General features: G+C 50.0%; 15 protein-coding genes. 7 read left to right on the top strand and 8 right to left on the bottom strand.

Annotation, left to right across the window (positions count from 1 at the left end; translation table 11 throughout):
* Positions 1–20: 20 nt before the first annotated feature.
* Both serS and cysG read left to right on the top strand, forming a co-directional pair.
* Complete coding sequence (serS, locus tag ABWW03_RS10445) at positions 21–1,301, top strand: serine--tRNA ligase (RefSeq protein WP_353408141.1); 1,281 nt, start codon at positions 21–23, stop codon at positions 1,299–1,301.
* A 42-nt stretch (positions 1,302–1,343) separates the two neighbouring features.
* Complete coding sequence (gene cysG / locus ABWW03_RS10440; protein WP_353408140.1) at positions 1,344–2,774, top strand: siroheme synthase CysG; 1,431 nt, start codon at positions 1,344–1,346, stop codon at positions 2,772–2,774.
* A 125-nt stretch (positions 2,775–2,899) separates the two neighbouring features.
* On the opposite strand, the gene ABWW03_RS10435 is transcribed toward cysG, so the two are convergent.
* From ABWW03_RS10435 to ABWW03_RS10425, 3 genes are all read right to left on the bottom strand, one after another.
* A complete protein-coding gene (locus ABWW03_RS10435) occupies positions 2,900–3,982 on the bottom strand; it encodes a 3-deoxy-7-phosphoheptulonate synthase (RefSeq protein ID WP_353408139.1) in 1,083 nt (360 codons plus the stop codon).
* Positions 3,983–4,086: 104 nt separating this feature from the next.
* Positions 4,087–7,647: a UvrD-helicase domain-containing protein gene (locus tag ABWW03_RS10430; protein WP_353408138.1), complete on the bottom strand. Its 3,561-nt coding sequence runs from the start codon at positions 7,645–7,647 to the stop codon at positions 4,087–4,089.
* A gap of 15 nt (positions 7,648–7,662) precedes the next feature.
* A complete protein-coding gene (locus ABWW03_RS10425; RefSeq protein ID WP_353408137.1) occupies positions 7,663–10,539 on the bottom strand; it encodes a PD-(D/E)XK nuclease family protein in 2,877 nt (958 codons plus the stop codon).
* A 143-nt stretch (positions 10,540–10,682) separates the two neighbouring features.
* Here ABWW03_RS10425 and ABWW03_RS10420 point away from each other — a divergent pair, with 143 nt between their 5' ends.
* Positions 10,683–11,486: an NUDIX hydrolase gene (locus ABWW03_RS10420; protein WP_353408136.1), complete on the top strand. Its 804-nt coding sequence runs from the start codon at positions 10,683–10,685 to the stop codon at positions 11,484–11,486.
* A 509-nt stretch (positions 11,487–11,995) separates the two neighbouring features.
* Positions 11,996–12,691, top strand: a complete 696-nt coding sequence (gene trmH, locus ABWW03_RS10415; RefSeq protein WP_353408135.1) for a tRNA (guanosine(18)-2'-O)-methyltransferase TrmH — start codon at positions 11,996–11,998, stop codon at positions 12,689–12,691.
* Positions 12,692–12,707: 16 nt separating this feature from the next.
* Here the strand turns inward: trmH and ABWW03_RS10410 are convergent, their stop codons facing one another.
* The 4 genes from ABWW03_RS10410 to ABWW03_RS10395 form a co-directional block, all read right to left on the bottom strand.
* Positions 12,708–13,190 carry an Lrp/AsnC family transcriptional regulator gene (locus ABWW03_RS10410; RefSeq protein ID WP_353408134.1) on the bottom strand — a complete coding sequence of 161 codons (483 nt, stop codon included), beginning with the start codon at positions 13,188–13,190 and terminating at the stop codon, positions 12,708–12,710.
* A gap of 111 nt (positions 13,191–13,301) precedes the next feature.
* A complete protein-coding gene (locus ABWW03_RS10405; RefSeq protein WP_353408133.1) occupies positions 13,302–14,618 on the bottom strand; it encodes a methyl-accepting chemotaxis protein in 1,317 nt (438 codons plus the stop codon).
* A 226-nt stretch (positions 14,619–14,844) separates the two neighbouring features.
* The gene (locus ABWW03_RS10400) at positions 14,845–17,247 is read right to left on the bottom strand and encodes a bifunctional serine/threonine-protein kinase/formylglycine-generating enzyme family protein (RefSeq protein WP_353408132.1); all 2,403 of its coding nucleotides are present in this window, start codon (positions 17,245–17,247) and stop codon (positions 14,845–14,847) included.
* A 48-nt stretch (positions 17,248–17,295) separates the two neighbouring features.
* Positions 17,296–18,168, bottom strand: coding sequence for a PP2C family protein-serine/threonine phosphatase (locus ABWW03_RS10395; RefSeq protein ID WP_353408131.1), 873 nt, complete (start codon positions 18,166–18,168; stop codon positions 17,296–17,298).
* 470 nt (positions 18,169–18,638) lie between these two features.
* Between ABWW03_RS10395 and ABWW03_RS10390 the strand changes: the two genes are divergently transcribed.
* From ABWW03_RS10390 to ABWW03_RS10380, 3 genes are all read left to right on the top strand, one after another.
* On the top strand, positions 18,639–19,547 hold the full coding sequence (locus ABWW03_RS10390; RefSeq protein WP_353408129.1) for an FHA domain-containing protein: 909 nt from the start codon (positions 18,639–18,641) through the stop codon (positions 19,545–19,547).
* 51 nt (positions 19,548–19,598) lie between these two features.
* Positions 19,599–21,035, top strand: a complete 1,437-nt coding sequence (locus ABWW03_RS10385) for a DUF5610 domain-containing protein (protein ID WP_353408128.1) — start codon at positions 19,599–19,601, stop codon at positions 21,033–21,035.
* Between the two features lie 76 nt (positions 21,036–21,111).
* On the top strand, positions 21,112–21,360 hold the full coding sequence (locus ABWW03_RS10380; RefSeq protein WP_353408127.1) for a glutaredoxin family protein: 249 nt from the start codon (positions 21,112–21,114) through the stop codon (positions 21,358–21,360).
* A 23-nt stretch (positions 21,361–21,383) separates the two neighbouring features.
* Here ABWW03_RS10380 and ABWW03_RS10375 read toward each other — a convergent pair whose 3' ends face one another.
* Positions 21,384–23,390 (bottom strand): transglycosylase SLT domain-containing protein, encoded by a 2,007-nt coding sequence (locus tag ABWW03_RS10375; protein WP_353408126.1) that lies wholly within the window; start codon positions 23,388–23,390, stop codon positions 21,384–21,386.
* Between the last annotated feature and the right edge of the window lie 176 nt (positions 23,391–23,566).

The raw sequence follows: 23,566 nt of genomic DNA, 5'->3' as shown, positions 1-23,566 counted from the left end.
CATAAGTAAGGTTAAAAATTATGTTGGACCCAAAAATCGTTCGTACTCAGGCCGAGGACATCGCCAAGGCATTGACGAAACGTGGTTTTGAATTGGATGTTGCGACCATCCAGGCTTTGGAAGAAGAGCGCAAAGACATTCAGGTGAAAACTGAAGCTTTGCAGCAAGAGCGCAACAGCAAGTCAAAGAAAATCGGCAAAGCGAAAGCTCAGGGTGAAGATATTGCCCCTTTGTTGAAAGAAGTCGAAGATCTGAAGGGTTCCTTACAGGAAGCAGAGCAGCAACTGCACGCCGTGCAATCCAAAATGGATGAGTTGCTCAGTGGCGTTCCCAATGTGTTGCATGACAGCGTGCCTGAGGGCAGTGACGAGGATGACAATGTTGAGGTCTCCAGCTGGGGTGAGCCTCGAGAGTTTGATTTCGACGTCAAGGATCATGTTGATTTGGGTTCAGATCTGGGCGGCCTGGACTTTGAAACCGCCAGTAAAATTACCGGTTCCCGCTTTGCTGTGATGCGCGGTGGCGTTGCGCGCCTGCATCGTGCCTTGATTCAATTCATGTTGGACACTCATATTCATGAACATGGCTATGAAGAAATCCAGGTGCCGTTTATCGTTAATAAGGAATCCCTGTTTGGCACTGGACAGCTGCCGAAGTTTGAAGAAGACTTGTTCAAATTACGTGATGATCGTGACTTCTATCTGATTCCCACTGCTGAAGTGCCGATCACCAACGTACTGCGCGATGAGATTGTACAGGATGCGGCACAGTTGCCTATTCGTTACACCTGCCATACGCCGTGTTTTCGAAGCGAGGCCGGCAGCCATGGTCGTGATACCCGCGGCATGATTCGCCAGCACCAATTTGAAAAAGTTGAGTTGGTTCAATTCACAACACCTGATCAATCTGAGCAGGCTCTGGAAGAGTTGACAGGGCATGCCGAAGCTATTTTGCAAAAGCTCGGCTTGCCTTACCGCAAGGTCATTTTGTGTGGTGGTGATACCGGTTTCTCTGCGGCGAAAACCTACGATTTGGAAGTATGGGTGCCAAGCCAGGGGAAATATCGAGAGATTTCTTCCTGCAGTTTGTTCAATGACTTCCAGGCGCGTCGAATGAAAGCGCGTTTCCGTAACGCTGATGGCAAGCCACAGTTGTTGCACACTTTGAATGGTTCTGGTTTAGCGATTGGTCGTACTCTGGTTGCCATTTTGGAAAACTACCAGAATGCCGATGGTTCCATCGATGTGCCTGAAGCGTTGCGTAGTTACTGCGGTGGTCTGGAGCGAATTACAGCATCCTAACTCGGGTGCTGCTGATCCTGCCAAGCGGCCCTGAGGTTTTGTATGGATTATTTTCCATTATTTCATGATATGCGCGACCGTCACTGCCTGCTCGTCGGTGGTGGCGCGGTTGCTGCGCGCAAATTGCGTTTGCTGCTCAAGACTCCGGTTAATGTTGTTTTGTTTTCCCCTGAGTTGCACCGAGAAACCCAAGAACTGCTCGAAGCGCATCCTGAGCGTATTGATCTGCAGGCTCGTCATTTTGATGTGCTTAAAGACAGCGCCGATCTTGATCAGAAGGTGTTTGTCATCGCGGCAACGGATGATGCGGCGTTTAATCAATCTCTGGCCGTACTTTGCCAGAAAAAAAATATCGCCATCAATGTGGTTGATCAACCTGAGCTTTGCACCATTATCACTTCCGCGATTGTTGATCGCTCGCCGCTTGTGGTTGCCATTTCCACGGCGGGAAAAGCTCCGGTTTTGGGGCGACGTATTCGCCAGCAGCTGGAAGAGCGTCTTCCTGCAAATCTGGGGCGTTTCGCAGATATTCTCGGAGACTTTCGCCAAAAGATCAGTCGCACAATACATGATGAAAAACAACGATTGCGTTTTTGGCAGTGGTTGCTTGATGGGCCTGCTCATGAGGCCGCGTTAAAAAATCAACTCGATGACAGTCGCCAAATTATTGAACGGGCACTGGAGCAAACCGACAATAACTTGCCCGCAGAGGGCGAAGTTTATTTGGTTGGTGCCGGGCCCGGGGATCCTGAACTTCTCACCTTAAAGGCGTTGCGATTGATGCAGCAGGCTGATGTGGTGTTGTATGACCGTCTGGTGTCACCTGCGATTATGGAGTTGCTGCGTCGGGATGCCGATCGGATATACGTCGGTAAGCGTCGGTCCGATCACGCCGTTCCTCAGGATGATATAAATCAGCAGTTGGTAACATTGGCCAAAGAGGGTAAGCGTGTATTGCGCCTTAAGGGGGGAGACCCCTTTATTTTTGGTCGCGGAGGTGAAGAGTTGGAAACACTGGCAGAATCCGGTGTGAGCTTCCAGGTTGTTCCGGGAATTACTGCAGCTTCGGGCTGTGCGAGTTATGCGGGTATCCCATTAACCCATCGAGACTATGCCCAGTCGGTCCGTTTTATTACTGGTCATTTGCAAAACAATCAGGAGAACATTCGCTGGGCTGAGCTGGCGGCTGCGGATCAGACGTTAGTGTTTTATATGAGCCTGGTTGGCTTGCCGACTATCTGCAAAGCGCTTGTGGATGCAGGCCGGGATAAATACACCGCAGCGGCGCTGGTTGAAAAAGGGACTTGTCCAGAGCAGCGTGTATTAATTTCAGATCTTAGTCGCTTGTCAGACGAGGCCAAGCAGCATCAGTTCCGTGCGCCCACCTTACTTATTATCGGTGGTGTAGTCGCATTGCATAAACAACTGCATTGGTACGAAGGTGAGGGGCGGATTATCTCTACGGAAAGTTGAGAATCCTCTTATTCTCAATAGAGCCATGCGGCCGATAGCGTAAACGAACTGAATAATAAAAAAGGCCGCAATGTGCGGCCTTTTTTATTACGGGACCGACGGCTCAAAACCGGCGTTCTATTGAATTACGCTTGACGTTCTTTCAGAGCATCTTTGATTTTGTCACGCATAGAATGCAAGCTGGCTTCGGTTGTTTCCCAATCGATACACGCATCGGTAATCGATACGCCGTATTCCAGGTCGTCCAGGTTCGCAGTCATTTTCTGGTTGCCGGGGCCAATATTGGATTCCACCATGATTCCAATAATGGAGCGGTTGCCTTCCAGAATTTGATTGGCGACATTGTCCATAACCAACGGTTGCAGTTCGTGATTTTTATTGGAATTGGCATGACTGCAGTCCACCATAATGTTCGGGCTTACACCGTGTTTTTCCAGTTCCTGTTCACACATGGCCACACTCACGGAATCGTAATTAGGCTTGCCATTGCCGCCACGCAAGACAACATGGCCATATGGGTTACCTTTGGTGTGAGTAATGGCAACCTGGCCGTTTTCATTGATTCCCAAAAAACGGTGTGGACTGGAAACCGACTGCAGTGCGTTGATGGCCACAGTCAAACCACCGTCGGTACCATTTTTAAACCCCACGGCTGAGGACAGGCCTGAGGCCATCTCACGGTGCGTTTGGGATTCGGTGGTGCGGGCACCAATCGCGGACCAGGAAATCAAATCCTGCAGATACTGAGGTGAAATCGGATCCAGTGCTTCCGTCGATGTAGCCAGACCCATCTCGGACACATCGATCAGCAATTGGCGACCAATGTGTAAACCTTCCTGAATCTTGAAAGAATCATCCAAATAAGGATCGTTGATCAGACCTTTCCAGCCGACGGTGGTGCGCGGTTTTTCAAAGTAGACGCGCATTACGATATAGAGAGTATCGGACAGCTCATCAGACAGCTTTTTCAAACGGCGGGCGTAATCTTTAGCGGCGTCTACATCATGGATGGAGCAGGGGCCAATAACGACCATCAGACGGTGATCGGTACGATCCAGAATGTTGCATACCGCTTGGCGGCCTTCTTGTACCGCTGTTCTTGCGGCATCGCTGAGGGGCAGCTCCTGCTTGATTTCCGCAGGAGAGACCAAAACCTCCTGGGAATTAATATTAAGGTTTTCGATCTTGTTGCTATGGGTATTGCTCATGGTTATCTCTAAATCAGACTTGTTATTCTCACTATTCTACTCAATTCTGCTTGACAGGGCTCCCCCTGCCAGAGAATTTTTATCAATTTAGTCCATAGTTATGGCTAATCAATCAGCTTAAGGGTTTGCATCAGTGGGAAGTACAGGGCGCGCTGGACGGGCTCATCGCCCAAGTCTTTCAGCAATCGCTGGTATTGGCTGAGCTGTTCATGGTAGCTGGCCTGTTCTTCCTCGAAGAACTCTTCTTCGCTTTGGCCGGGTTTGGGAAGGCTGCTTTTGTAGTCGATCAGCCAGCGTTTACCGTGGTCGATAAAGCAGCGGTCGATGATATATTCCCGATTGGCCTGGGTATCCCAAAGGCGCCATTCAAAGCGACTGTCTTGGTGTTGATCGTTTAATAGCCAGCGGCCTTGTTCATCGCTGAGGGTGAGGCCGATGGCTTTATCAATCAATTGGCAGGCTTGCTCGCAAGCACTGGGCCACAGGCCGAGTTGTTGCAGCTGAATTTTCCAGAAGGGGCGGCTCGCCTGTCGGCGTTCATCTGTCCAGGCGGTGAGACCCTCTTCCCCAATCTGCTGCAGGCAGCGGTGCAACACCGTACCGAGATGGCGATAAAATAACTGTTCAACATTGTAGCTTTCTGGCAGGTTTTCTTCGTCGGCGAATTCCCGACCGCGATAGCTTGCCAGTAACTGGTTGTCAGGAAACTCAGGACTCTGCCAACGTTCATCCAACTGGAGGTTAAAATCTTCACTGGGGTGACGTTGTTGAATCTCTTCCTGAGGGGAAGAGTGATTGTCCATGTTTTTCTGGAGTGGGTAAATCTGCAGCTCTTCTTTGATGGATGGCCAAATCTTGGCTAGCAGTGAACTGCTGGAAGGTGCCTTTAAGGGCAGTGTTGAGTCGTTTTCATCCGCCTCGGAATTGGCAAGCGCCTTCTCATCGACAGGCAGCGCAGCGTACAAATGCAGATGTTTGATCGCACGGGTACAGGCCACATAAAGCAAGCGAGTTGCTTCGTATTCGGTTTTGAGTTTCTCTTCCTCGCGCAACAATTGGTATAAACCGTTTTGTGCGGCCAGTTCTTTTTCGTCCAGCTGGCTGTTGAATTCTCGACTGGCCAATGGCGCCATAAGCAGATCGCTGTGACCAGAATCGTTGATTCGTTGCTGCCAGAGAAACAAGGCATTCTCATTGCTCCGAGGGCGGCGATCCAGCTCAGGAATAAAGACGTGATCAAACTCCAGGCCTTTTGACTTGTGAATAGTCATGACTTGTAGCTTTGGATCACTGTCTGCCGCAGGGCGGGCAAACAAGCTGTTCACCTTGTCGCGAAACGATTGCCATTCTTTAATTTGCCAGCCTTCACTTTCCAGTAATTCAAAATAGGTTCCAGCGTTGTCGAGATCAGCGGCTTCCAGTAAACAGGCCGGTCCGCCAACACTGAGCCAGAAACCTTCGATCCATTGGCGCAAGGGTTTACGCCCACGATTTTGCTGTGTCGCAAGAAAATGATCCATAAACCATTGCAGACGTTTTTGGCTTGAAGGTTTGAGGGCATTGAGAAAGCTTGTTTTTTGCAGATGCGAGATAATGGCCGGGCGTCTGAAGCCGTCGCAGAGGCGTTCTTCTTCGGTGGAGTCTTCTGCCCAGTTACAAAGTGACCAGAGTTCCTGCAGATTGAACCCAAGCAATGGGCTGCGCAGAACACTGAGCCATGCGAGTCGATCACTGGGATAAAGCAGGCAGCGCGTCAGATTGATTAAATCCTCAATAGCCATGCGACTGGCCAATGGGTCAATATCCGTGGCTTGCCAGCGTAATCCCCGTTTTTCCAGAGCTTGCAAAACGGCTGCAAGATGAGGACGGTTCCTAACCAGCACAGCGACGCTGTCATCGGGAGATTCCTGCCGAAGTTGAGCAATGGCATCGGCCATGTGTTCAGCTTGTTGTTCTCGAGCACGATGTTTGTCTTCACTGTCATAGTAGGCGAGGATGTGGCTTTGGCAGGCGTGCCCAGGTAAACGGTCTTTAAAAGCAACGCTGTCGCTGTAACGAACTGCACCTCGTCCAATATCATCTTTTGCCGGAAAGGCTGTTTGAAATACTTGGTTTACCCAGTTGACTACGCCGGTTTGGGAACGAAAGTTGACACTTAAGTCCAGCGCTTCAAGTGGCACCGAACCAATTCCCTGGCGGCGGGCTTGTAAGAAGATGCCTACATTGGCATCCCGAAAGCCATAGCAGGATTGCATGCCGTCGCCCACAATAAACAAGCTACGACCGTCACCTTGCTCCCAGCCTGCGGTCAGTTTCTCCAGTAGTTGCAATTGAGGCTGTGCGGTATCCTGAAATTCGTCGACCAAAATATGGCGAATTTGATAATCCAATTGCAACGCGATATCGGTCGGCAGTTCCTCATTGCCCAGAGCTTGCAGAGCGGCTTGGGAGACTTCAATAAAGTCACTGGCACCAAGTCGGCGAAATACCAGTTTGAGTTCGGCAGCGATCACGACCATCAAATAGCTGAGGCTCAGCATCATGGGTTCCAGGCTCTGACAGGATTCCAATTGTGGCAACAGACGCAGCAGCTGCAGATCCTCTTCCAAGCCTTCCTGCTCGCTGAGCCTCAACAATAATGCTTTAAAGGTGTTCTTTTTTTCGTCGGCAATTTGTTTTTCAGTTTTATCTTTCGGGCTGATAAAACCGATATTCTTATTGAGTTGTTTGCGCCAGCCTGTCTGGCTGAGTAACAGGTGGCTGAGTTGTTGCCACGCCGGAAGCTCTTCGGCTTTTATGGGTGGCAAGCTGTCACGGCCAAGCAAGAAGTGGAGGTCGTTTTTACCTTCCTGCGCTAAGTTATTGGCTGCATAGTCGGCGAGCATGCTGAGCTCGCTACTCTCATAAGAAATGCTGCTATCTATTCTTCCCAAACACTCTTCAATCCAGGTTTTTAAGGCCTGGGTGTTAAAGGGCATATGAGTGTGAACTTGTTCAGCGCCCGGTGTGGACGACCCACTTTCAGCCAAGGCTTTGGCGTCGAAATACAAAGGCAATAAAGTACGCAGCCACTGATCTCGTTTGGCGAGAAGAGCGACCATTAGTTCTTGTAGTTGTGGCAGCTGGTTGTCCAGGTGACGCAGCGCTTGGCGCCAGTGAAAATGTAAGGTTTCGTCCTGCTCGATACGAGCAAATACCGATTGCACCGCCTGCTCATAGGCTCGGGCAGGATTGTCTAGCGTATCTGGCAGGGCACCGAGGCCGGAAGCGAGAGGCAGTTGTCTGGCCAGGCTGCGGCAGAATCCGTCAATGGTTTGAACGCGTATGCGGTTGGGGCTTTGCAGCAGCTGCCAGTGATGTTTACGGTCCTGTTCCAGGACTTTACGTGCAAGTGACCAGGTTAATGCATCGTGTGGGTTTTCAGGTGTTTGTTCGGTGTTGGCCGCATGAACAATAGCCTGATGTATGCGGTGCTGCATTTCTGCAGCTGCTTTTCGAGTAAAGGTAATGCTCAGTACTTCTTCCGGGTGTTCGCACAGTGCCAGGAGGGTAAGCACTCGTTGGGTTAGCAGGCCGGTTTTCCCTGATCCGGCCGGGGCGGCAACGGCAAAGCTTCCACTGGGTAGAATGGCTTGTTCGCGGGCGTGGTAATCCTGAACTTGCATAGACGTTGTATATCCTTATAGGGAAAGATCAAACTCAGCCTGCTGCAGAGCTGCGGGCGTATCGTTCCAATAGCGGCGTTTGGCATCAAACTCTTTGAGCCTTTGCAGGCCTTCCAAATCTTCGCTGTAACGTTTCGCCAGTGGGTCCTTGAAATCCAGTTGCGCCTGGCCCTCTGAATAACGAATGGCGAGTTGCAATAGATCAGTGTGCCACTGCTGGCGCAGCTGAGACCATGGAATGTCTTCGGCGGCCGCTAATCTGGAATCTGAATTACGAAGCTTTTTTTGCAGAACGGGATCCTGGCTGTTGGAGATTCCACTTGCCGGTGAGTGCGCTCGACTGATGCCAATGTATTTGACCCCTTTGGCATTGAGTTGGGCAAAACTGATTGCGCTGATGGCTGGATCACTCAGGCTGTACAGCGGCAGTTGGGGTTCTTCCGGACGGTCGCCTAACCAGCTTTTAACATCGCATTGGCCCGTTTTGTAATCGATAACGAGATAAGATTCGTTGTCTCCCTCGCTGGGTTCGGAGGGTCCTGTATCGCTAAGCAATGTATCGATTCGGTCCAGGCGCAGTTGCAGTTTCAGGGGGCCAAGCTTGAGTTCACGACTGCTTTCCAAGCCGGCAATGCGAAAGGGTGGTCGTTGTTTGTCTTGCTCAATGAAGGCCGTAAACAAACTGTGTAAGCGTTCTGCTTCCAGTGCTCGAAAGCGAGGGCCGAGATCCCGACGATGCAGTAACTCGCTCTCAATCGCGTCACTGATGTGATCTTTAATGATTTGATTCAGGGCCTGATCATCGAGGACTAATAAGGCTTCTTGGGATTTTATGGCCTCCCAAAACGTTTCCAGAGCAAGGTGTAAAATATTGCCTCGCTCAATGGGCGAAATGCCAATTTGAACTTCAGGCCATGGCTTTGCGCCCAGACGGTATTGAGCAAATGCATTGAAAGGGCAAAGGGCTTGTTGTTTCAAGACACCGCTCCCCCCGAGTTTCTTTTCGTCACTGCTGAGTTTAGGGCCCTGACGATTATCAACCCAATGAAAATGTCTACGTTCAAAACTGTCGTGCCGGAATTGCTCCAGCTCGTGGGCGGCATTGTCGGGCAGAAGGGCATCGACGCTCGTGATCAGCTGACTCTTCAATTGTTGAATCAAAGGACTGCATTGCAATTGTTCTTCGCCTTCACGGCTGGGGTAACTGAAAATCACGGTGTCCGCACAAAGGCGGTAGGCGTCCACCAGTTGGCTGGCGAAATACAGTTCACGTTCTACGCTGGCATGGGGCATATTAAGTCGCCGTTGCAACTCGATAGGCAAAAGGGGATTGGCCTGGGGGCTGGGTGGCCATTGTTTTTGCTCCATTCCCATTACCCAACAGTAATCAAATGCTTGTCCTGAACCCTCCAGGATACCCAGAATCTGCACGGGGCTATCTGGGGTTTTGGCTTGAAAGTGGTGGCTGCTGGCCAATTGCTGAAGCTGGTTTAACAATTCACCGGCGCTGTACAGGCGATTCAGGTGGTCAAGGCTCAATAACTCTTCGAGGAGATTCTGAAACTGCATGACCTGCTGGTATTCATTACTGTCGAGACGGCGGCTGCCGGGCCAGTTAAGCTCTTCCAATTGTTGATAGAAGATTTGCGACCATTGCTTGGCACTGTTGCGATCCGGACGTCTTTCTTGGCCATAGAAAATCCCCTGCAGGCGTTCGGATATGCTGATATAAGAACTCTCTCGGCGGGGATGATCTGCGAGTCGCTGAGCGACTTTTTCGGCGCATTGGCGCAGTTGGGCTGGACGAATTTGCTCTTGCTGTAATTGTCTCAGGTGAAATTCCAGCTGTTGGGATTCGGCGACAATGTAGTCATTCTCCTGTTCAGCATTTTGGTGCCAAAAAGGGCTATAAATCAGTTGGCAGAGGCGTTCCACATCCAGTTGTTTGAGGTTCAAACTGAGCAGTGCTAATGCTGCGTCAATCAAGGGACAGTTAGCGAGAGGAAAGCCCGCGGAAAAGTTAAAGGGCAGGGTATAGCGCGGGGTCTTGCTATAAAGGTATTGCGGTTCCAGCACCTCACTGAATACCCGTTCTATTTTGTCCCGGCGTTGGCCCAGCTTGGGGTCGATAATACCGATTCGAGGCATGGGGCTTTCGGTGGCCACGGCCTGGCTCAGCTCTTGGCGCACAAACTCGGCACAACGGCGAATTTCGTCGTTGGCATCATCACATGGCAGGGTGTAAACACGATTGTGTTCCAGATGTTTTAACTGAACAAAGAGAACCTCGTCTGCAATATCGTGGCTGAGCTTGTCTCTCAGAGGCGACAAGTCGTCAAAGCCCACCATGATTAATTTACGTTCGCGTGTCAGGATGCCTTCAGCGAAAGCTTGACTCACAATTTGGCATTGTTCCGCGCTGCCAATGAGGGAGAGCTGCTGGCAAGTTTGATCAAATTTCAAACCCCACTGGCTGAGTATGTCGCTCTCCTTATGGTTGTACTCCGCGAGAGTGTTTGGATCGACTTCCCACTCAGACAACAGCTGCCAGGCAGAACTGGCTTGCTTGGCGAGTAAGTCTGGACAAATGAGATCGGCGCTTTCTTCGGCAGAGTCGATAATGTCTTGCCAGAGAACGAGGTTTTGCTGCGGGCTGATCAATAGTTGTGCTGACGGCGCATAGGCGTTGTTTTGCAATTGCTGCCAAACGTCGTTCAACCACTGTTGAAAGCTTAGCAGTCGCTCGGAGCTGATACTGCTTAAGCCTTCATTGTGAGTCTGTGATGAGTGTTTCAGTAAAAAGCGTCTCTGACGGCTGTTGGCGGTCAGAACAAGGCATTGCTCATCCATCAGCAGGCTTAATTCATCGATGGATAGCGCTCGGTTTTCCATAGTACGCCTATGCAGTAAACTTAAGGGCTGGATCAGACAAGAAGTGTCGAATCCAGTATCCACACAGTATACCCAAAACCGGGGGCTGGTTTCAGAAGAAGGAACATCGGCGATGATTTTATTGCCGTTGAATGAGGGGTGTTATGAGTACGCAAATTCGTGGGGTTAAAGCCGACTTTTCGCAGAAAGCCACGGTCGATGCCAAGCCTTCAGCGAGTGTTATTTTGCTGCGCTCAGGGAATGAAGGCCTGGAATTGTTCATGTTGAAGCGTCATGAGGCTTTATCGTTTTCACCGGGCCTTTGGGTTTTTCCTGGCGGTGCCTTGGAACAAAACGAAGCCGCTGTGATTGATGTCGGTTCTGAGGAGGACATTGATGCGGCTTTCAAGTTGGCAGCCATTCGCGAAACCTTCGAGGAAAGTCGGGTGTTGCTGGTCAAGGACGAGCAGGGCGAATCTCCAAGCTTGCAGGACTACCAGAATTTTTATCGTGAACACGATTGGCCTGCGTTAAGCGAGACATTTAATTTCGGCGAGGAAATAGCTAAACAGGAATGGCAGGCGGATTTAGAAAGTCTGACGCATTTGTCGACCTGGACGACGCCGTTACAAGCCAAGAAGCGTTTTTTAACACGCTTTTATCTGCGTTTTATGCCGGAGGCGCAAGAGCCGAGAAGCGATGGCAGTGAAACAACAGAGGCGCGCTGGCAGGCGTTGAGTGAATTGAAGGCATCAATCGACAGTGGGGAGCTGAAGTTAATGTTCCCGACGGAAATGAACATCCGTTGGTTGAGCCAGTTTGACAGCAGAGAGGCGCTTGAAGCGGCATTACTTGAACACCGCCCGCCGGAGGTTATGCCTCGTCTCGAAAAACATCCAGACGGAGTCACGCTGAATATTCCCATTGAAGCGGGTTACGGAATCAGCCAAAGGCTCATGCGTGTATAGCACGCTGGGCCACAGTGCGGAATCTTCTCGCGGAATTGCCTGTTACGTATCTCAACAGTTTGTTTGAAATACGGTAACGTTTTTCCGTCAATGTGGGCGAATAATGCCCAGTCAAAGTATGTGAAAATAGTTCAATGACGGTTTCACGGTTAATGGCTACTAACTTTTTATGCACATTATTTCCGCAATTCGAATTGAAGGCTAATATTTCTGTGATAATTCTTGATTTGAGCTATTGACATTTATAAGTTATTGAAAAATATATAAAAAATATATTAGGTTAAAAAGTATACAATTTGTAGATCGCCCTGATTTTTACGTTATTGAGCCACTTTTCTAAAGTCTATCCACTGACTTATCCACAGATTCTGTGGAAAAGTGTAAAGGCTCTGTTAAATGATGATTAAGCTGCCGATATTTTGTCGCGGCAGGAGCTTGCCGCTCAGAAGAGGGGCTCCTGTCAGCGTAGAAGTGTGGTGCAATAGAATGAAAAGACGCTAAGACACACTATGACACCTGAACGACTGGAAAAAATTAAGGCGGTATTGAATCGTCGCCAAGCGGATCTTACGGTTATCAATGATGAAGTGCATAAGGGGCGTAATCTGGCCGCCATAATGCGTACCTGCGACGCTGTGGGTATCGATCGTATGCACGTTGTGGAGCCCAAGGATGGCTACCGATCTTATCGAGGAACGGCTTCAGGCAGCAATAAGTGGGTGGAGGTCTCAACCTATGATTCCGTGACCGAGGCGATCGCGGAAGTTAAAGCCAAAGGCATGAAGGTCGTTGCTGCTCATTTGGACGAGCGGGCCGTTGATTACCGTTCTATCGATTACTGTGAACCGACCGCTCTGTTGATGGGTATGGAGCGTGCAGGGGTGAGCGAAGAAGCCCTAGCGTTGGCAGATGAAACCGTGGTTATTCCCATGATGGGGATGGTTGAGTCATTTAATGTGTCGGTTGCCGCTGCCATTATTCTTGCGGAGGCTCAGCGGCAGCGAGACGCCAAAGGCATGTACGAAGACTCTCGCTTGGACGCAAGCCATTATGAGCGGCGGTTTTTTCAATGGGCCCACCCACAGGTTGCCCGTTTTTGTGATGAAAAAGGGTTGGCTTATCCAGAGGTTGGTCAAGATGGCGAAATCATTGATGGCCCTGGCTGGTACCATCAAAAAGCGAAAGAAGACGCTTTGAGCCTGTAAATACAGGGTATTAGGCCTAATCGTCGATCAAGTGATCCAGGGGCATTTCGGTTTTATATTGCACTTGCTTTAAGGAAAAGCTGCTCTTAATACTGGCAATGCCTTCGTATTGAGTCAGCTTTTCGTCCAAAAAGTGCTGATAGGCCGCAAGGTCTGGAAGCGCCACGCGAATCAGGTAGTCGAAATCACCGGCCATTAAATAGCACTCCATGACTTCTGGCCACTGAGCGACGGTTTCTTCGAATCGTTGCAGCAGATTTTTTACCTGATGGCCCAATGTTACCTGGATAAACACATGAACGTTGACGCCAATGGTTTCAGGATTCAACAAGGTGACATTGCCTTTGAAATACCCGGCTTCTTCCAGCATTTTGACCCGGCGTGAGCAGGGTGAGGGGGATAGGGCGATCATGTCGGCAAGCTCCAGATTTGAGAGCGAACCATCCTTTTGCAGGATTTCAAGGATCTTGCGGTCTGTCTTATCGAGAGTGTGGGCCATGAGGCAAGTCACCATAAACTTCTTGTTTTTTGGCGATTCTAACCAAGATACTGTGTAAAAGCGACCCATTGCTTCCCGTTGGTAGTGGGAAGCTCTGCCTTACCCGATGACTTACTTGGTTAGGGACTTCGAGAACTGGTCTATGGCGGAGACCACCTCATTGGCTCCGGTTTGAATTTTACCGATCACTTCGCCTGTCTGGCTGGCGAGATCAACGCCACGATTGGCCTGGTCCAGGCATTTTTCCATGCTGGAAGATGCACTGCTGGTGTCTTCCTGGATCTTGCTGATCATGGCCGAAATCTCTGATGTTGACTGGGAAGTGCGCGCGGCCAGTTGGCGAACTTCATCGGCCACTACGGCGAATCCTCGGCCCTGTTCTCCCGCCCGAGCAGCTTCAATAGCGGCGTTTAATGCAAGAAGGTTCGTCTGGTCGGCTATTTCCTGAATAGTGTTGATAATGGAGTTAATTTCCCCCGATTGCATATTCAATCGCTCGATATGTTGGGAGGAGGCGTGCACGGATTCCGCGATCTTGTTCATTTCGTCAACAGCTTCATTGATTACGCCGCCACCGTTCTTAGCCACATTCAAGGTTTCATTGGAGATCCGATACGCAATAGAGGCGCTCTCTCTTTCCATTTCGGACTGTGTCATTTGCTCAGTGATGTCCGAAGCAAATTTCACCACGCGATATAGATTGCCTTCATTGTTGTAAACTGGGTTGTAGGAGGCTTCCAGCCAAAGAGTTTTTCCCTGGGAATTTACGCGTTTGAACTGGCCGGAAAAGAACTCTCCATGATTTAATCGCCGCCAAAACTCTCGATACTCTTGTGATTCTGTATATTGGGGCTCACAGAAAATACTGTGGTGTTTGCCGATGATGTCGGCCTTGCGATAAGAAGTCGCTTCGAGAAAGTTTTCATTGCAGTCAATTATGGTTCCGTCTTTCTCAAACTCAATGATCGCACTCGAACGATTTAACGCGTCGAGTTTGCTACGATCTTCAGTTTCTGAAAGAACTTTTGCAGTAATATCCGAGGCAAACTTAACCACTTTGGTCAACCGTTGGCTGGCATCGAAAACGGGATTGTACGTAGCTTCCAGCCAGAGTGCATGACCGTGCTTGTTCACGCGTTTAAACTGTCCACTGAAAAATTCTCCGCGATTGAGCTGTGCCCAGAAGTCGTGATAGGCCTCGGTTGAAGCGTAATGTTCATCACAAAACATTCTGTGGTGTTTGCCTTTAATTTCTGAAAGCTCATACCCAACTGTTTTCAGAAAGTTGTCATTGGCAGTGATGATTTCGCCATTCGGGCGAAATTCGATAACCGCCATAGAGCGATGAATTGCGTTGATGATCGAGGATTGCTCTGTGAACTTTTCAGAGAGAGCGTCATACTGAGCTTTATATTGTCTTCCAAACACCTAAGCCTCCGGATATAAGCCGTTTATCTGTATTTCGAGGGAAATAGAAAACTGGGATTGTCTTCGTTTGACGACGCCTTATTTCCGCTGCCTTTATTTTGAGTGTAGATGAATAATTCGATGTTGTAGGGCGTCTGAAAAAAGGGGATGTTGTTGCTGTAAATCTGTATGGCAGTAGGCTGGAGTTTTAGGAAAGGGCGGGCAAGCCTGCTAAATATTGCAGGAATTACAGTTCTGCGAGGATGCGAAATCCAATGTTGGCACTGCGGTGAAGGCTGTCTATACCGCCACGGCTGTGGCTGCTGATGCTTTCAACATTGTCACTGTGCGATCCACCGCGAACGGTTTTCTGTAGGCACTGAGCGCTCTTTCTGGGCTCAGCAGTGGTGCTGGCGCCAAGATAATGGTCGGTGTAGCAATCCATGACCCACTCGGCAACATTGCCAGAGGTGTCATAGATTCCAAAAGGATTGGCGGGATAATACCCCAGAGGGGCGGTTTGGCTGCCAAATAACTTTGCAAATTCGCTGTTGCAACCGCGTCGGCAGTTGGCCATTCGGCGGCTGTTCTGAGGCCACCAATAGTTACCGGCACGATTGGCTCGGGCGATGTACTCCCACTCGGCTTCGCTCAGCAGGCGATACACCCGGCCGGTTTTTTTACTCAACCATTCTGTGTAGGCAACGGCTTCATGCCAGTTGATATTGATTACGGGGCGGTTTCCTCGCCCCCAATTATTGTCATCGGGAGTTTTGGTCTTTTGTTGGGTATCGTCCAGATAGGTTTGATAGTCCGCAAAGCTGATTTCAAATCGACTGACGGCAAAATGATCCGCGATGGTAACTTGACGAATAGGAAGACTGTTTGCCTTGGCCTTACTGCCCATGCTGAAACTGCCGGTGGGCACCACAATCATTTCCGGAGCAGACTGGTAGTTATCCAGAGGGTCACTGAAGGTTTCTCCGGCTTCGAATAATTTTTCCAGATTGTAATGTTGATTAATCGCTTTATCGCTGACCTTAATCCAACGTTTTAATGTCTTAAATTTACGCTTGCTTATCTCGACCAGATAGCTTCCTGCGGCCAGAGAGATACCGGCCTTGTACCTGGGTTTGATATTCAGGATGCGAATACGGTCAGCCTTGGGCGTGCTGCTGATCGTCAATGGGTAGGTGTCTTCGACATCTTTTGGAGCTTCCGCAACTGCCTCTGCAAGTGAGGCTTCGACGGCTTCTCTGGTGGCTGGCTGTGCAGTCAATGAGAGGGCTTCTCCCGCAGGGGCTTCGGCATTGACACTTGGGGTGTTGAACGTTTTTGTGTTGAAATCATTCGCCGTCAATTCAGTGTCTGGCACTGTGTTGAGCGCCAGCGAGGGTTCATCATTCGACGTGTCCACGGGCGTGGCAATAAATGGTTCTAGCGCTTTTTCTGTATCCCCCAAATTTGGTTCGACGTCTTTCAATGTCTGTTGTGCAGCGACACGTTGATTTTCAGTCGGCACCGCGGAGACATCGTTGTTAGAACTGTTGTAGTAGACCGTGAAGGCCAACAAACAAAGTGCGCTTGCGAAGGTGAATACCTTGGGTAGCTGGCTTTGATTGCCGCTGTTTTCCGCCGGCGCTTCGAGATCGTTTTCGGATTCCGATGTGTGTTTTTCGTTGATGGCGGTGGTATATCGGCTTGCCTGTTGAATCAAATCAGCAGGGCTGTGTTTTCGAGGAAATAAAACGCTGAGTTTTTGCCCCATCAAAAATACGAAAGCCTGCAGGCGTTGAAAAGTGCCGAGTTGAAGTTCTTTGGAACCACTCAGTGAGCTGTAGTTGATCTTGGGAATTTGCAATCCACTTTCAAGGATTTCAATTCGCTCGATCAGTTCTTCGCCGGATTGAATACGCTCATCAGGGTTCTTGGCCAGCAAGTCTTCCAGTAAGGGTTGAAACAGGGCATGTTGGGTGGGTAGTTTGGGAATCGGTGCCGTCAGATGCTTAATGGCGATGGCGACAGCTTCTTCAGCTTGAAAAGGCAGCTTGCCTGACAGCATTTCATAGAACATCACGCCGAGGCTGTATAGGTCAGAACGGCCATCGCAGGGTTGGCCTTTCGCCTGTTCCGGACTCATGTAGTTTGGGGTGCCCAGAACCGTACCGGCATGGGTCACGCCCAGGTTTTGTTTAATGGCCTTTGCAACGCCAAAGTCACTCAGAACGGCGCTGTCGTCGCCCCGAAACAGTACGTTCTCAGGCTTTATATCCCGATGCACATAGCCACAATGGTGTGCGTGGGCCAGGGCGCCGGCGAGCTGCTTCAGGATTTTGACCGCTTCCAGGCCGCTGATGCCTTTGCGCAGTCTTTGGCTCAAAGAGCCCTTGGCCAGGTAATCCATGGCGATGTAGTTGAGACCCTGGTATTTGCCGATGTCGTAAATACCAATAATGTTAGGGTGTGAAAGCTGGCCAACGATTGTGGCTTCACGCTGGAAACGCTCACTGAAATGAGGGTCCTGAGCGAGGGTAGGGCTCATAACTTTGAGCGCGACCTCTCGGCCAATACTCTGCTGTATGGCGAGATAAACGGATGACATGCCTCCCTGGCTGATCTTTCGGGTAATTTGAAATCCGGGAATCTGCATCGTTGTTAATCAGTGGGTTTCAAGATGACTCAAGGTGTTCATGTTTTTCTACCAAAACCATAGGGCACTGGCGGCTATAAGAACGACGGATAGCAATATAAATGCCAGAACCGGTGTCGAGCTATACCTACCGGCCCTTTCAAAGTCCAAACTGTCGGGTACTTCACTTTTATTACGGCGCTTGCTTCGATTCAGGGGGCGAGTGCGCTGACTTTTGAGGTCTCCATAGCTCACACCTACCATGCTGATGTTGTCTTTGCCGCCAGAATCGAGCGCTGCATTTTCCAAGTCTAGCAGTTGCTGCTCAGTGTCATCACTTTGTGACAAAATTCTGGCGATCTCGCTGTCGTGTAACTCATCATTTAGACCGTCGCTGCATAAAATAATGAGGTCGCCGGGGAGCCAAAAGCTGTTCAGGGATTCCACTTCAATCGCGTCGTATTCAATCGCGCCGAGACATTGGGTGATGATGTTTTTCTCCGGGTGCTCCCGTGCCTGGTCCGGTGTAATTTGACCGGCGTCAATCAGGCTCTGCACATAGGAGTGGTCGCGGCTAAGTTGTTCAAGCTCACCATTGCGCCAGCGATAAGCTCGGCTGTCACCCACCCAGCTGATTTGAAATTGCTCATCATTCAACTGTTGGAGGCAAATCAAGGTCGAGCCCATGCCGCTTTGCTGTCCTTCAGATTGATCCAAAATCAACTGATGGGCGAGGCTGAAGGCTTCTTTGGGGTCGCTTCCTGTTCGAATCGATTGGCTGACAATCTGACACGCCAGTTGTGCCGCGACTTCGCCTGCCTGATGACCTCCCATGCCATCAGCCAGCAACCATAGCCCTTGATCGCCCATGCAGGCGACATAGTCTTCATTGTTTTGTCTTAAACAGCCCGGGTGGCTGCGAGATGTCCAACTTAATTGCATGCTATTGCCCGTACAACACTGATATCTATTCCTTGAATTGGGCGGCTTCCCGGCACGATGACGTTTGAATGTGGGGGGTTGTAACTGCTAATGGGACCGCTTCCTGTTGATTCTTTCCGACTTTGTACATACTCAACATAGCATGTTGTTTTGATACGGTGGCTTAACAAGCCTGCCAAACTTAACCAGTGATTTAGCAGGGTTTTAGTTAATTCTGGTAATGGCTAATCGATATCAGTCCAGCTACCTTTGCCTTATGCCAATAGGGTATTAATACATTAATATTAAAAATGCAAAGTTCATAGGCTAGAATGCAGGGCATGTCTCATAATTTAAAGGCTATTCTCGTAAAATTGGCTAAGTGACTGTTTTATGTCTTAATTGCAAGGGTGGAACTTGGCTGGCGTAATGCGGCCAGGCTCAGGTTCAAGGGTGTCCTGCATCAGGGAAACTAACATAGAGAACATAGAATGCTAAAACTGCGTTTACGCAATCAATCCCAAAGCTCGGGTTTACATGAGGTGTGGTTGGTTGAACCTCGTTTAGTTATTGGTACTGCCAAAGAATGTCAACTTGTGCTCAATGATGACGGTTTAAAGAAGCAACATGCTGTCGTTGATATCAGTGGAGAGAGTTTACGTCTTCGTGCCATGGGGCCTTTGATAGAGATTAATGGACGCCCCATTAATGAAGGCGACATGTGCGAATTAAACACCGGCGATAAATTGTCTATCGCATCGGTGGTGATGGATGTGGTGGACCCGAAGTTGGAGCGCCGCGAAGTCAAACAGGTTAACCTGGGTGCGCAGCCAGCCCAAAGCAATAAACAGGAGTGGGCCTTAAAGGCGAATCACTCAGCATTATCTGATCGTGTGTATACCTTATCTGAACAAACGGTCGTTGGGCGTTCAAGTGAATGTGACATCGTTCTGGCCGCTGCGCATTTATCTCGTCAGCACGCCCGCCTGTTTATCGACCAGGGGGCTCTGTACGTTCGCGATTTAGGTTCATCAAACGGTACCTTTCTGAATGGGGTGCGAGTTGAAGAGGCTCGGGTTCGACGTGGTGATGAGCTGGCCTTCGACAGCTTGAGCTTTGGTGTTCTGGGGCCGGCTGAAACCGTGGATAAAACCCTGTTACGCGCAGCGGTGAATCCAACCATTGCACGTCCGGCGAGAACCAAGGCCGCAGCACCGGAAGAGGCCTCTTCGGCCACCGTTCCTGATTTACAAAAAGCTCGGCCTCAACTGGATAAGACGCCCGAGCACGCAGAGTCTTCTGGGGATAAAAAGGGCGGCTCCGGTATGAGCGTCTTATTGATCACCGCGGCTCTCGTGGCACTGGCGGCGCTCGCTGCAAAATTTACTAACCTTATCTGAGCAGATCTTACCTTAATCCTGTGTTAGCCCCTTGAGCCAAGGGGCTGGCCGTTGATCCTGAAAATTTTAGATATCGCTCTTGCGGCCGTTAAAGAGGTTAATGATTCATCCCTCTTGGTGGCCACCATGATTGTTCAATACGCCCAAAGTAGCTCATCTTTCCTGCAAGAGTCTCTTCTGTATCGAGGTTCTAACGCCTCTCGTGACACGCATGTCGAGAGTGAGGGCACCCATGAGCCCCGTGAGCATCGAGGGGAATCTGCCGGTAAAGCCAAGGGCCGGGTCGTTGAGTTACAAGTTCAGCGCTACAGCGATGAGCAAAGTTTTGCTTTGTTCGAGCGGCGCTTGGCTGTCAGCCAGTATTCTTCCAGTTCGCAGAGCAGTGTCAAACTGTCGACAGCTCAGTCCTCAGATAAAGGTCATTCTGCTGAAGCGGTAGCTGACAGTATTCTAGGGTTTATTGCGAATCGTTTGGAGCAGGACAAGGAGAATGGTGCGACTCAGGAGCAGCTGCAATCTCGCCTGGAGGCGGGGCTGAAAGGCTTCAAGCGCGGTTTTGGTGAGGCCAGCAACATGCTCAAAGATCTGAACCTGTTGAATAAAAAAGTGGAAGCGGATATCGGTGAGACCTATCAACGCGTGCACGAAGGTATTGCTGATTTGGCTGACGACTATGAACTGGTCTCTCCCTTGGCCTCTGCATCGGATAGAGTGAAAGACGCCGGGCCTGTTGCGGCCAATGATGAATCCGTTAGTCGTGCTGCTCCGTCAACAGTCACAGCGTCGGTCAGCGCCTCTCGCCAGGAACAGCTTTCCAGTATTGTGTCACGGGGGCAGCCATTGCAAGCACCCGAACGTTTGCAGGCGCCAGCTGCCGAATATCAGGCTTATGAATTGGATTACAGTCGCAGTCGTACATTTCAGTTTGAGGTTCAAACTCAAGATGGCGATACCATCAGTATCGATGCCGCGAGCCTTATTCGTTATCAGGAACAGCAGCATCATCTGAATAACGGTGGTAGTGAATTTTCTTCCGCGTCTTTTAATTCCAGTGAAGACTATGCCGCTTTGTTGAATATCAAAGGCGATATTGATGAGGGTGAATGGCAGGCGTTTACTGAATTATTCGATCAGGTTTTGGACCTGGCGGAAAACTTTTATGAGGGCGATGTGGCCCAAGCGTTTGACCAGGCGTTGAGTCTCGGCTACAACGGAGAGGAAATTGCCCAGTTCAGTTTGAACTTGCAGCAGAGTACCTCCGTTCGACAGGTTGCGGCTTATCAGGCGATTGAACCCCAGGGCAGCCCTTGGCAGTCGGTGGGCAGTCCGGTTTCCACCTTGCAACAGTATGCTGAAGAATTGCTGTCGGCGACTCGCGACCTGTCTCACAAAGGCTTGTCATTGGAATTGTTACCGGATCTAATGGAAGCAAGCCGAGAAGAAGCAAGCGATGAGCAGCGGAGCTTTTTAAAAGCCTTATTGAGTTAAGTGTGTTTTTCCACAGCTGCCTGCACCAGGTTTTCAAGGTAGAATAGCGTTTTTATTTGAAAGCGTGCCCCGTCTTATGCCGACCGATTTTATTCTCTATACCACTGCTGGCTGTCATTTATGTGAGCAGGCCAAATCCGTATTTTGGCCCTGTGCTGAAATTTTAGGCGTGGCGTTGCGAGAAGTGGATATTGCTGACAGTGAAGAGCTGGTCGAGCGTTATGGAATTCGCATTCCTGTTATTGCCAGTGAAAACGGTGCCGAAATTGGCTGGCCCTTTGATCAGCAGCAATTGCTGGAGTTTCTACAGGGCCAGTTAAGCTAGAGGGCAGGCGCAATTTTTGAATGTCAGTTGACGATCAATTCATTGCTGTGGATTAAGCGTCCTTTGTCACCCATGCGATACGCGTAGATCACCGAATAGGATAAAACGTTCTGTACGTAACCGCGTGTCTCGCGATAGGGGATGGTTTCAATCCAGCTGTCTAATTCCAGATTTGCTGAGGCTTTCTTCAACCAGCGATCAACTCGATTTGGGCCGGCATTATACGCTGCAGCGGCAAGTGCACGGTTGCCATTAAATCGTTGCAATAACTGGTTTAGATAATTGCTGCCTAAGCGAATATTGGAACTGGGTTTGTACAGATCTTTGTAACGATACTTCACGCCAATTTTTTTTGCGGTTTGCTTGGCCGTTGCCGGCATAAGTTGCATCAGTCCCATGGCGCCAGCTGAGGAACGCGCTTGAGCAGCAAAAGCGCTCTCCTGTCGCGCGATGGCGTAGAGAAGTGTTTGTTTGACTTTGGTCGCGTCCGCGGCTTTTTTCAGTTCATCTTTGTATGCCAGAGGGAAACGCATATCCAGGTCGTCCCAGTATTTTAACTGGGCCATACCTTGTATCGTTTTAATGTGCCATTGCCAATCGTGAGTAAGAGCCGCCAGAGCTTTTAGTTCATCTTGCTCCAGTTTCTGGGCGAGGTTGAACCATTCGCGATTGGCGTTGAGATTGTCTCCCAGGCGAAAATATTCATGCGCGCGACGCAAGGCCGCGTTATTAAGCAGGCGATGCTTTTGTTCTTCGTCCACGCTGAGCGGAACATGTTGCAGTTGGTATTCCTGTTCAACATGATCGGCCGACAGGAAGCCATAGAAGCTGCGTTCCTGGGCGAGTTTGCGGTAAATCGCGTCCGCTTGTAATCCTGGTGTTGGCTGTTGGTCGCCTTTTTCCAGGCTTCGTGCCAACCAATACTGCCAGCGCTCGGATTGACGTGCTTCTTCAGGCAGCTTGTCGATCCAGTAGCGCACCATGTGCCAATCTTGAATCGCCAATGATTCACGGATTAGGGATTCCATCAACCGGGTGTTGTCGATCACTTTGTATTGCGCCAGCAATTGCTTGGCCTCATCACGGTGACCTTTTTGATAGAGCTTTCTGGCGAGGGTATAAAGCGTTTCCTGGCGTTGTTTCTCTTCAAACAGATTCTTACTGTCGTATCGTAACCAGAGGCCGTAGGCAGCTTTGGCATCTTTATAGGCATAGCGACGGAAGCCATGCAGCACAATTTGGTTCAGCTTGCTTTGCAGCTTCGCATCCTTAGTGCTGAACTTGGTCATGTTTTTGAGTCGGGCGGGGTAGTGGTGTGCTTCCCGGTAGAGTGCGGCCAGCTTTTGCAATTTTGGTGAAAGTTGGCGTCCCAGATATTTGGTCAGCGGCAACTTTCGAGCCTGCATGGCCTTATGGAGGCGCTGCCAGGCAATGTCATCGTTAATGCCCCCAGACTTTTTCCAGGCGGCAAACGCGGGGTCGCAGGCCTTGTTTTGTGAATAGGGAACGTTCCAGAGTTCGGCGACGTCGTCTTTGGGAAGCGTTCGACCGGTTTTCGCGTGGGCGCTTACCCAGAGGCAGCGCATGCGGTCCGACTTCATGGTGTTGTGGTCAAAATCGCGTAAAAAACTCTTCCAGTGGCCGCGTTTAGCCAGTGCCTTGAGCCAGATATAACGCATTCTTTGGCCGAGTTGATTGTCTCCCTGCTCAGCCAGGAAATCGTGGACGTCTTGCTTGGGTAGGCGATGAATTCGGCGCTGAATGTCACGGAACTGAAGATCGGGGTACAGCGGGTACAGAGGCAGCATGGCCTTGAGGCGTTTGAATTGCTTACTGTCGCCCTTGTTCAACGCCTTAATCGCTTGCTGATACACTTTGCGCTGGGGCTCCATATCTGTCAGGGGCAAGAGCTCCTGAGTGGCATGGGTAGGCACAGAAACGTAACTGAGTAAGGTGGTGAGCCCTAACAGTTGAATGAAGGGGCGCTTGTGGCACCGGTTAAACAAGGGCTTGAAAATTCGTTTCAACATACTGACTGTCGTGGGAGTCCGAGTTTTGGCTCCAGTTAATTTCGTCTCTAATCATGCAAGCTTTGTAGTGCTTAAACAAGGGCTTATGGGAATTTCTTTAGCGCTTTTCAAGCCGCTACCCAGAATGCGTGAAAATCCGTATCATTCGCCCTCCAAAAGTCGCCTTAGGGCATCAC

The sequence above is a fragment of the Pseudoteredinibacter isoporae genome, from assembly GCF_040372805.1.
Classification (GTDB): domain Bacteria; phylum Pseudomonadota; class Gammaproteobacteria; order Pseudomonadales; family Cellvibrionaceae; genus Pseudoteredinibacter; species Pseudoteredinibacter isoporae_A.
Note: the sequence above shows the minus strand (reverse complement) of the source record. Positions and strands in the feature narration are given on the sequence as shown.

Excerpts from the sequence above, each read along its gene's own strand:
- ABWW03_RS10430 (WP_353408138.1), bottom strand. The coding sequence starts at position 7,647 with ATGCAAGTTCAGGATTACCACGCCCGCGAACAAGCCATTCTACCCAGT.
- ABWW03_RS10390 (WP_353408129.1), top strand. The coding sequence starts at position 18,639 with ATGCTAAAACTGCGTTTACGCAATCAATCCCAAAGCTCGGGTTTACAT.
- trmH (WP_353408135.1), top strand. The coding sequence starts at position 11,996 with ATGACACCTGAACGACTGGAAAAAATTAAGGCGGTATTGAATCGTCGC.
- ABWW03_RS10380 (WP_353408127.1), top strand. The coding sequence starts at position 21,112 with ATGCCGACCGATTTTATTCTCTATACCACTGCTGGCTGTCATTTATGT.
- ABWW03_RS10400 (WP_353408132.1), bottom strand. The coding sequence starts at position 17,247 with ATGCAGATTCCCGGATTTCAAATTACCCGAAAGATCAGCCAGGGAGGC.
- ABWW03_RS10410 (WP_353408134.1), bottom strand. The coding sequence starts at position 13,190 with ATGGCCCACACTCTCGATAAGACAGACCGCAAGATCCTTGAAATCCTG.
- ABWW03_RS10420 (WP_353408136.1), top strand. The coding sequence starts at position 10,683 with ATGAGTACGCAAATTCGTGGGGTTAAAGCCGACTTTTCGCAGAAAGCC.
- serS (WP_353408141.1), top strand. The coding sequence starts at position 21 with ATGTTGGACCCAAAAATCGTTCGTACTCAGGCCGAGGACATCGCCAAG.
- ABWW03_RS10375 (WP_353408126.1), bottom strand. The coding sequence starts at position 23,390 with ATGTTGAAACGAATTTTCAAGCCCTTGTTTAACCGGTGCCACAAGCGC.
- ABWW03_RS10425 (WP_353408137.1), bottom strand. The coding sequence starts at position 10,539 with ATGGAAAACCGAGCGCTATCCATCGATGAATTAAGCCTGCTGATGGAT.
- ABWW03_RS10395 (WP_353408131.1), bottom strand. The coding sequence starts at position 18,168 with ATGCAATTAAGTTGGACATCTCGCAGCCACCCGGGCTGTTTAAGACAA.
- ABWW03_RS10435 (WP_353408139.1), bottom strand. The coding sequence starts at position 3,982 with ATGAGCAATACCCATAGCAACAAGATCGAAAACCTTAATATTAATTCC.
- cysG (WP_353408140.1), top strand. The coding sequence starts at position 1,344 with ATGGATTATTTTCCATTATTTCATGATATGCGCGACCGTCACTGCCTG.